Origin of the sequence: Streptomyces sp. TSRI0107, from assembly GCF_001905845.1 — a bacterium.
Classification (GTDB): Bacteria; Actinomycetota; Actinomycetes; order Streptomycetales; family Streptomycetaceae; genus Streptomyces.
Genome location: NZ_LIVZ01000004.1, coordinates 722,581 through 731,359, shown reverse-complemented (window position 1 = coordinate 731,359; position 8,779 = coordinate 722,581). Strand labels below are relative to the sequence as shown.

The 8,779-nt window shown below is 70.7% G+C and carries 9 protein-coding genes; 8 read left to right on the top strand and 1 reads right to left on the bottom strand.

Annotated elements, in window-relative coordinates:
• Positions 1–68: 68 nt before the first annotated feature.
• The 8 genes from AMK31_RS13785 to AMK31_RS13750 all read left to right on the top strand — a co-directional run bounded on the left by AMK31_RS13785 (position 69) and on the right by AMK31_RS13750 (position 7,305).
• The gene (locus tag AMK31_RS13785; protein ID WP_073940737.1) at positions 69–719 is read left to right on the top strand and encodes an HAD family hydrolase; all 651 of its coding nucleotides are present in this window, start codon (positions 69–71) and stop codon (positions 717–719) included.
• Positions 720–779: 60 nt separating this feature from the next.
• Positions 780–2,009: an MFS transporter gene (locus AMK31_RS13780; RefSeq protein ID WP_073940736.1), complete on the top strand. Its 1,230-nt coding sequence runs from the start codon at positions 780–782 to the stop codon at positions 2,007–2,009.
• Positions 1,960–3,132, top strand: coding sequence for an acetoin utilization protein AcuC (locus tag AMK31_RS13775; RefSeq protein ID WP_073940795.1), 1,173 nt, complete (start codon positions 1,960–1,962; stop codon positions 3,130–3,132). The genes AMK31_RS13780 and AMK31_RS13775 overlap by 50 nt, the downstream gene beginning before the upstream one ends.
• Before the next feature lie 374 nt (positions 3,133–3,506).
• On the top strand, positions 3,507–4,322 hold the full coding sequence (locus AMK31_RS13770; RefSeq protein WP_073940735.1) for a phosphatase: 816 nt from the start codon (positions 3,507–3,509) through the stop codon (positions 4,320–4,322).
• Positions 4,323–4,451: 129 nt separating this feature from the next.
• Positions 4,452–4,664, top strand: a complete 213-nt coding sequence (locus AMK31_RS13765) for a helix-turn-helix domain-containing protein (RefSeq protein ID WP_158074536.1) — start codon at positions 4,452–4,454, stop codon at positions 4,662–4,664.
• A gap of 153 nt (positions 4,665–4,817) precedes the next feature.
• Complete coding sequence (locus tag AMK31_RS13760) at positions 4,818–4,916, top strand: 30S ribosomal protein bS22 (protein WP_003948845.1); 99 nt, start codon at positions 4,818–4,820, stop codon at positions 4,914–4,916.
• A 233-nt stretch (positions 4,917–5,149) separates the two neighbouring features.
• Positions 5,150–6,229, top strand: coding sequence for an NAD-dependent epimerase/dehydratase family protein (locus tag AMK31_RS13755; protein WP_073940733.1), 1,080 nt, complete (start codon positions 5,150–5,152; stop codon positions 6,227–6,229).
• Between the two features lie 14 nt (positions 6,230–6,243).
• Positions 6,244–7,305 (top strand): lysophospholipid acyltransferase family protein, encoded by a 1,062-nt coding sequence (locus AMK31_RS13750; protein WP_073940732.1) that lies wholly within the window; start codon positions 6,244–6,246, stop codon positions 7,303–7,305.
• A gap of 118 nt (positions 7,306–7,423) precedes the next feature.
• On the opposite strand, the gene AMK31_RS13745 is transcribed toward AMK31_RS13750, so the two are convergent.
• A complete protein-coding gene (locus AMK31_RS13745) occupies positions 7,424–8,653 on the bottom strand; it encodes a DUF5667 domain-containing protein (protein ID WP_073940731.1) in 1,230 nt (409 codons plus the stop codon).
• Between the last annotated feature and the right edge of the window lie 126 nt (positions 8,654–8,779).

The following is an 8,779-nucleotide window of genomic DNA, read 5'->3' as shown; positions in this document are numbered from 1 at the left end:
CCGAACAATTTTTGGGAAAACCCCCGTGCCATTCGGCACGGGGGTTTTCTGCGTTTAGGGTCTAGAGCATGCGCTATGACCTTGTCATCTTCGACAACGACGGTGTTCTCGTCGACAGTGAGCCGATCTCCAACCGGCACCTGGCGGCCTATCTCACCGAACTGGGACATCCGACGACGTATGAGGACTCCATTCGGGACTACATGGGCTCCGCCATGCACCGGATCCATGAGCTGATCGCCGAGCGGACGGGGCAGCGGTTGCCCGAGGAGTTCGACGATGTCTTCCACGCCCGGGTGTTCGCCGCGTTCGAGCGGGAGTTGAAGGCGGTGAGCGGGGCCGACGAGGTGCTGGGAAAGCTGGCCGCGGACGGGGTGCCGTACTGTGTGGCCTCCTCCGGGAGCCATGAGCGGATCCGGGTGGGGCATCGGGTGGCCGGGCTGGGTCGGTGGTTCGACGAGGGGCGGATCTTCAGCTCGCAGGACGTCGGGCGGGGGAAGCCGGCGCCGGATCTGTTCCTGTACGCGGCGGAGCGGATGGGCGTGGCGCCCGAGCGTTGTGTCGTCGTGGAGGACAGTCCGCTGGGCGTGCAGGCGGCTGTCGCGGCGGGCATGGACGTGTACGGGTTCACGGCGATGACGCCGGCCGCGAAGCTGGCGGGGGCCACGGGGCTGTTCTCCGACATGGGGGAGCTGGTCGGCCTGCTCGGTTCAAGCTGAGGGAAATTCATCTTTGGCTGGATATACCCAGCCGTACGACGGGGCCCTACGCTCGCCGCCATGACTGATGTGCTGCGGCGCGGCAGGGCCTCGTTGGCGTTCGGTTTCTTCGCTCAGGGCGTCGCGTTCGCGCTGCTCGTCACGCGGATTCCGGCGATCCAGGACCGGTACGGGGTGTCGGACGCGCTGCTGCCGGCGTTCCTCGCGGCGGTACCGGTGCTGGCCGGGGTCGGGAGCGTGGCGACCGAGTGGCTGGTGCGGCGGGTCGCTCCCAGTGCGGTGCTGCGGTGGTCGCAGCCCGTCGTGCTCCTGGCGCTCCTCGGGGTGGGGGCGGGGGAGCGGATGGGGGAGTTGGCGGTCGCGCTGGCGGTGTTCGGGCTGGCGGTGGGGGCGTTGGACGCCTCGATGAACATGCTCGGGGTGAGCCTGCAGCGGTCGTACGGGCGGAGCATCATGCTCGGCTTTCATGCCGCGTACAGCCTGGGCGGGATTCTGGGGGCCTCGCTGGCGTGGGTGGGGGCGCGGTGGGATCTGGCGCTGTTCGTGTCCTATCTGCCGGTGGTGGGCGTGCTGTTGCCGCTGTGTCTGGTGGGGAGCCGGTGGTACGTCGACGGGGGTGCGGAGTCGGAGGGCGGCCGGGCGGAGAAGGGGAAGGGGGAGGGCGGAGGCGGTGGGGTCGCGCTCAAGGCGTTGCTTCCACTGTGTCTGGTCATGACGTTCGCCTACATCGGCGACTCGACCGTCTCCAACTGGAGCGCGAAGTACCTCCAGGACGTGCTGGGGAGTTCCGAGCAGCTGGCGACGGTTCCGTACAACGTCTACATGGTGACCACGTTGGTGGGGCGGGCCATCGGGGACCTCGGGGTGCGGCGGCTCGGGGCCGTGGCGGTCGTACGGGGTGGGGCGCTGGTGGCGGCGGTGGGGTTCGCGGTGGTGGCCGGGGCGCCTGGGGCGTGGGCGGGGATGCTCGGGTTCACGCTGGTGGGTGTCGGGCTGTGTGTGCTGGTGCCGCAGACTTTCGCGGCGGCGGGGCGGTTGTTCCCCGGGGCTTCCGATGCGGCCGTCGCACGCCTGAACGTTTTCAACTATGTGGGCTTTTTGATCGGTTCGCCGTTGGTGGGGGTGCTGGGGGACGCGTTCGGCTACCGGGGGGCGATGCTCGTGCCGATGGTGTTGGTCCTGGTGACGCTCGTGTACGCCCGGTCGTTCGCCGCTCAACCTGACCGATACGGTGGCGGGCATGAGCGGCCGCGCACAGCTGATGTGGGACGAGGCAGTAACGGGGTATGACTTCGGGCCGGGGCATCCGATGGATCCGGTCCGGCTGGCCCTGACCCGGCGACTGATCGAGGCGTTCGGGCTCGACCGGGAGATGGAGGTCGTGGCGGCGAGGCCGGCGGGCGAGTCGACGCTGCGGCTCGTTCACCGCGAGGACTACATCGCTGCCGTGAAGGCGGCCTCGGCGGATCCGAAGTCGGCCGACGGGTCGTACGGGCTCGGGACGATGGACGATCCGGCGTTCGCCGGGATGCACGAGGTGTCCTCGCTGATCGCCGGGCTGTCCGTGGGGGCGGCGGAGGCGGTGTGGCGGGGTCAGGCGCTGCACGCGGTGAACTTCGCGGGCGGGCTGCATCATGCGATGCCCGGGAGCGCGGCGGGTTTCTGCGTCTACAACGACGCGTCGCTGGCGATCGCGCGGCTGCTGGAGCTGGGGGCCGAGCGGGTCGCGTACGTGGACGTCGACGTGCATCACGGGGACGGGGTGCAGGCGGCGTTCTGGGAGGATCCGCGGGTTCTCACCATCTCGATGCACGAGCATCCCCGGACGTTGTTCCCGCAGACCGGGTGGCCGGAGGAGACGGGGGCGGGGGCCGGGGAGGGCAGCGCGGTGAATCTGGCGTTGCCGGCGGGGACCGGGGACGCGGGGTGGCTGCGGGCGTTCCACGCGGTGGTGCCGGAGCTGATCGCGGACTTCCGGCCGCAGGTGCTGGTGACGCAGCACGGGGCGGATACGCACTTCGAGGATCCGTTGGCGCATCTGGCGGTGTCGCTGGACGCGCAGCGGGCGGTGCAGGTGGCGTGCCATGAGCTGGCGCACGAGTACGCGGACGGGAAGTGGGTGGCGCTCGGGGGCGGGGGGTACGCCGTGGTGGAGGTGGTGCCGCGGTCGTGGACGCATCTCGTGGGGATCGCGGCGGGGCGGGAGATCGCGCCGGAGACGGTGATTCCGGAGAGTTGGCGGCGGGAGGCGTTCGCGCGGACTCGGGAGTTGGGGCCGGCGCGGATGACCGATGGGCGGTGGCCGGTGGCTTGGGGGGACTGGGAGGCGGGGTACGACCCTGCGGATCGGTTGGACCAGGCGGTGCTGGCGGTTCGGCGGGCGGTGTTTCCGTTGCGGGGGTTGTTGGCGTAGGGGGTGTTGGGGTTCGGGGGCGCCGGTGTTTTGCGGTGCCCGGCGTGAGGTTTGCTGAGGCGCCGGTGCTCTTGCCGTGCTCGGCGTCGGGGCCGGCCGGGGGGTGTTCGCGCGGCCCGGCGCCGGCGGGGTGCCGCCGCGCCCACCCGTGCCGCCCTTGGCGGCACGTATGCCCGCGGCTCACCGGAGCTGGTGCGGGGCCGGGAGCTTGGCGGCACGTATGCCCGCGGCTCACCGGAGCTGGTGCGAGGCCGGAGGCTTGCCTGCGGCTGAGCGAACTGGTGCGGCCCGGCAGTCCAAGCTCCGTTACGCCGACTGCGCGGTATTCCTGCATTCCCCGGGTGCGGGAAGGTTTCCTCCGGCACCATCGGCGCATGGTGAGTGGCGGGGTTCTGCGGGAGCATCTGCTGGCCGTGGGGCTGGCCGGGAGGGTGGCCACCGGGCGGGAGGAGAGCCTGCGGAGCTATCGGTTGTTCGCTGCTCGGGATCCTCGCGTCGTGATCGGGGTTGATCCGGTCGGGGCTTGGCAGGTGCCGGATTTGGTCGGGTTGATGGCTGAAAGGTGTGGCGTTTCTGGGGACATGGGGTGCGTTTCGGGTCCGGATCTGATTGATCCGGAGCTGACCGTCGCCGCCCTGGACGCCTTCGCCGAGCGGGTCGGCGCGGCCGCGCGGCGGCGGGCGCCCGTGCTGTTGGGGACCGGGCACCCGCACCGGCTGCTCGGCTTCTACGCCGCCTTGGCCGACGCCCTGTCGGCGGCCGGCTGTGCTGTCCTCACACCGGCGAAGGGTCGCTGTGTCGACATAACGACCCGGTTCGGGCTACGCACGCACAACCTCGACTACGTACGAGGAGTCGCGCTGGTGCGGGAACCCGGTGCCCGTGGCCGCGGTTGTGCGACCGGCGCACACACCCACTCCCCGCTCCCGATTCGTACCGCGCTGGCCGCTGCCGCGGAGGCCGGCGGGCCGCTTCCGGAGCTGGTGATCGGGGACCATGGATGGGTCTGCGGAGCAGGTCAGCTGGGGTTTGAGGCCATTGGGCTGGCTGACACCGACGACCCCGCGCTCTTCGTGGGGCAGGCGGAGGGGTGCGTGGCCGTCGTCGTTCCGGTTGATGACGCTGTGCGGTCTGATTACTACAGGCCGCTTACCCGCTACGTACTCAATCGAGCGTGTCTGTCACAGTAGGCCGCCGATGGGTGCACCTCTTCCCCACTTGCATCACCCGCCCCTACATTGGGGAGTGAGCACGCAGCGACGAAGAGTCACCGGAAGGGGAAGCCGGTGGCCGTCGAGTGCGGAAGGTTCAGGTGTGTCATGGCTGCAGCTGGCGAGAGGCCTCTGAGCGAGGTTCAGTTCCTTACCGTGGCGGAAGTCGCCTCGGTGATGCGAGTGTCGAAGATGACCGTGTACCGCCTGGTGCACAGCGGTCATCTGCCCGCGATCCGGGTCGGAAGGTCCTTCCGGGTCCCGGAGAACGCGGTTCACGAGTACCTTCGCGACAGCTACGTGGGGGTGGAATCGGCCTGACGGCGATCCGGGGGGATCATCACAGGGCACTTTTCGATCTCCCCGGTCCCCCGATTACGACCTCAGCGCTCGGGCGGGTAGGCTAGCCCCTCGTAGGTCGTGTGGGCCCATGGCGCCCAAACACCGAGTGATGAGAAGTGAGCGAGGGTAGTCGTGGGCTCTGTTATCAAGAAGCGGCGCAAGCGGATGGCCAAGAAGAAGCACCGCAAGCTGCTCAAGCGCACGCGCGTTCAGCGTCGTAACAAGAAGTAAGGCGACGCACCACAACGCTGCGACAGCGTGTCTGTGGCCCTCCACCGTTTCCGGTGGGGGGCCACTCGCGTTTCGCGCGTGTTTTTCTCGCATGTTTTCCGCCGCGTCACGCCTCAGGCGGTCGTCACAGGGCCACGTCGACCCGCTAAGTTGGCCGACAGCGGGGAACGCGGCAGGGTACGAGCGAAGACGCAGGTACGGCAGTACGGCACGTACGAAGGAAGGCGCTGATCTTGGGCAAGGTCGTGCTCGTCACCGGAGTGGCCCGCCCGCTGGCGGGCCGGTTCGTACGGCGCATCCAGCGTGATCCGGAGGTGGACCGGGTCGTCGCCGTGGACGCGGTGCCGCCCGAACACCATCTGGGCGGGGCCGACTACGTCCAGGCGGACATCCGGCAGCCCACGATCGCCCGGGTCCTCGCGGAGACCGGCGCCGACACGGTCGTCCACATGGACGTCACGGCCACCGCGCTGGGCAGCGGCAGCCGGACCACGGTCAAGGAGACCAACGTCATCGGGACGATGCAGCTGCTCGGCGCCTGCCAGAAGTCCCCGTCGGTGCAGCGGCTGGTGGTGAAGTCCAGTACGAACGTGTACGGGTCCGCGCCGCGCGATCCGGCCGTGTTCAGCGAGACCACCCCGCCCAAGTCGCTGCCCAGCGGCGGCTTCGCCAAGGACACCGTCGAGGTCGAGGGGTACGTCCGCGGGTTCGCCCGGCGGCGTCCGGACGTCGCCGTGTGCGTGCTGCGGTTCGCCAACATCCTGGGCCCGAGCGCGGACTCGCCGCTCGCCTCCTACTTCGCGCTGCCGGTGCTGCCGACCGTGTTCGGCTACGACCCGCGGCTGCAGTTCGTGCACGAGGACGACGTCATCCAGGTGCTGCGGCTCGCCTCGCACGAGCCGGCCCGGGGCACCCTCAACAGCGGCACCTTCAACATCGCCGGCGACGGCGTGCTGCTGCTCTCCCAGTGCTCGCGGCGTCTCGGGCGGCCCACGGTGCCGCTGCTGCTGCCCGCGGTGACCTGGGCGGGCTCGCTGGTGCGGACGCTGGGGATGACGGACTTCTCACCCGAGCAGATCCGGCTGCTCACCCATGGCCGGGTGGTGGACACCACCCAGATGCGCGAGACGCTGGGGTTCCGGCCGAAGTACACCAGCGCGGAGACGTTCGCGGACTTCGCCCGGGGCCATGGTCCCGGACTCCTGCCGCCGGAGGCCCTCGCGGGGGCCGTGGACCGGCTCGCCGCGGCGCTGCCCGAGCCGGGCGTCACCCACTACTCCCCGAGCCACCCCCCGACGCACAGCGCCAACTGAGGAGCGCAGCAACGATGGCGGACGCCAAGGTCATTCCGTTCGACGACGACCGGTCCCGCGGGGGCGCCGTGCAGCGGCCGCCGCGGCGCCGGATTGCGGGGAGCCGGCGCGGCGGCGGGGAGCCGGCGCGGGCGCGCGAGGCCGGCGAGGTCGGTGAGGTCCAGGCCCTGCCGACGCGGGGGGCGGCACCGGAGGACGTACCGGAGGTGCCCGTGGCCCGGGCGGACGGGGACGACGGGAGCCTGGAGCGGCGGATCGCGGGCGGGCTCGCCTTCCTGCGGCGCCGGCTGACCGGCGACTACGAGGTCGACGACTTCGGGTACGACGAGGAGCTGACCGACCAGGTCCTGATGTCGCTGCTGCGGCCGGTGTACGAGAAGTACTTCCGGGTCGAGGTGAAGGGCATCGAGAACATCCCGGCGGAGGGCGGTGCGCTGATCGTCGCCAACCACTCGGGGACGCTGCCGCTGGACGGGCTGATGATGCAGGTCGCCGTCCACGACCACCATCCGGCCGGGCGGCATCTGCGGCTGCTCGCCGCCGATCTGGTCTTCGTGCTGCCGGTCGTCAACGAGCTGGCCCGCAAGCTGGGGCACACCCTGGCGTGCGCGGAGGACGCGGAGCGGCTGCTGACGCAGGGCGAGCTGGTCGGGGTGATGCCGGAGGGCTTCAAGGGCATCGGGAAGCCCTTCAGCGAGCGCTACAAGCTCCAGCGGTTCGGCCGGGGCGGTTTCGTCTCGACGGCGCTGCGGCAGGGCGCTCCGATCATCCCCTGCTCGATCGTCGGGGCGGAGGAGATCTACCCGATGATCGGCAACGCGAAGACGCTGGCGCGGCTGCTGGGCTTTCCGTACTTCCCGATCACGCCTACGTTCCCGTGGCTGGGGCCGCTGGGGGCGATCCCGCTGCCGACGAAGTGGACGATCCAGTTCGGGGAGCCGATCCCGACGGACGGGTATCCGGCGGAGGCGGCGGACGATCCGATGCTGATGTTCAACCTGACGGACCAGGTCAGGGAGCAGATCCAGCACACGCTGTACAAGTTGCTGGTGCAGCGGCGCTCGGTGTTCTTCTGAACGAACGGTTCTTCTGAACGCGTGCTTCTCTGAACGCGTGCTTCTTCTGAGCGAGTGGGTCTTGTGAACGCGACGGGGGCGCCCCGGTGAAAGGGGCGCCCCCGTCGCGTCCGTCGTCCTACTCCGCGTCCTCCGCCTCGATGCCCAGGCCGGGCAGCAGGCCCGGCAGGAGCGGCGGGAGGGTGACGTCGGGTTCGGCGGTCGGCGCCTTGCTCTGCGGTGGGGAGGCGCTGCCGGTGTCCTGCGGCGGGTCGAGCAGGCCGCCGGTGTTGCCGCCGAGCAGGCCGTCGCTCTCGCCGCCGGAGTCGGCGGACTGGCTGGGCCGGCTGCTGCTGCCGGTGTGGCCCGTGTCGGCGGTGCCGCTGCCGCTGCCGGTGCTGGGCGTCGAGGAGCGGCCGGTGCCGGAGGCGCCGGAAGACTGTCCCGCGCCCGGGCTCCGCTGGGTGCCGTCCGTGCCGCCGCCCCGGGCCGGGGGCTGCGGGAGCAGGGACTGCAGCGGGGCGACCTCTTGGTCTATGGCGTCGAATACCGACGACACCTGTTCGCTGACGTCTCCGAGCTGGAGCGGCAGCTTGTCGCGGAGCGCGCCCCAGGCCTCGCGGTGGGAGCGGGAGAAGGCGGAGAGCGCCTGGATGGGACCCAGGGACTCGGGGTCGCGCTGGTAGGCCGCGCTGAGCAGCCGGTGGCCTTCGGAGGCGTCGTGCTGCATGCCGGACAGGGCGCGGCGGACCTCGCCCAGGGATTCGTGGTCGAGGTGGCCGCCGCGGCCGCGTTCCATCAGCCTGCGGGCTTCGTTCAGGCGGGTGGACGCCTGGTCGAGGTACATCTCGCCGCGTTCGTCGTCTCCGTCGGCGAGGTTGAGCTTGAAGTCCTCGATGCCGCGTTTGAGGCCGTAGAGCGAGTCACCGGGCAGGGCGTCCGAGCTGGCAGCGGCGACTCCGCCGAAGGCGCCGGCGGCCACACCCACGCTGAGGCCGCCGGCGGTGAGGCCTTTGGCCAGCCGGGTGCGCGGCCGGAGCTTTCCCAGTGAGGTCGCCCGGTGTGCGCCGCGGGGGCGCCGCTGTTCGGGCACCGAAGGGTTCGCCGCCTGGTCGCCCTCCTGCAGCATGGCCTCCATCGCGGCCACCAGCTGGGCCCGTTGGACGACCTTGACCTCGGGGTCCAGCTCCGGTTTGGGCAGTTCGCCGAGACTGGTCGCGAGGGCCAACAGGCGGCCCTGCTCGGTCGGTTCCGCGGCCACCGGTGCGGATGCCGCGGACTGCTCGGCCGCCGTGTCCCGGTCGGGCTGCTCCTCCAGAGCCTGGGCGAAGGCGTTCGCCCGCCGGTGCGCCGATACGTTCGCGATCACTGGCGGCACCTCCTCTCGTCATGACGGTCGACTCCCCAGGGGGTCCTGAGGGTTGCACACCCCGGCCACGACGACACGAACGAGCGATCGGAGACGGCCGGGGAGTGACCACAGGGAGCCTGCATC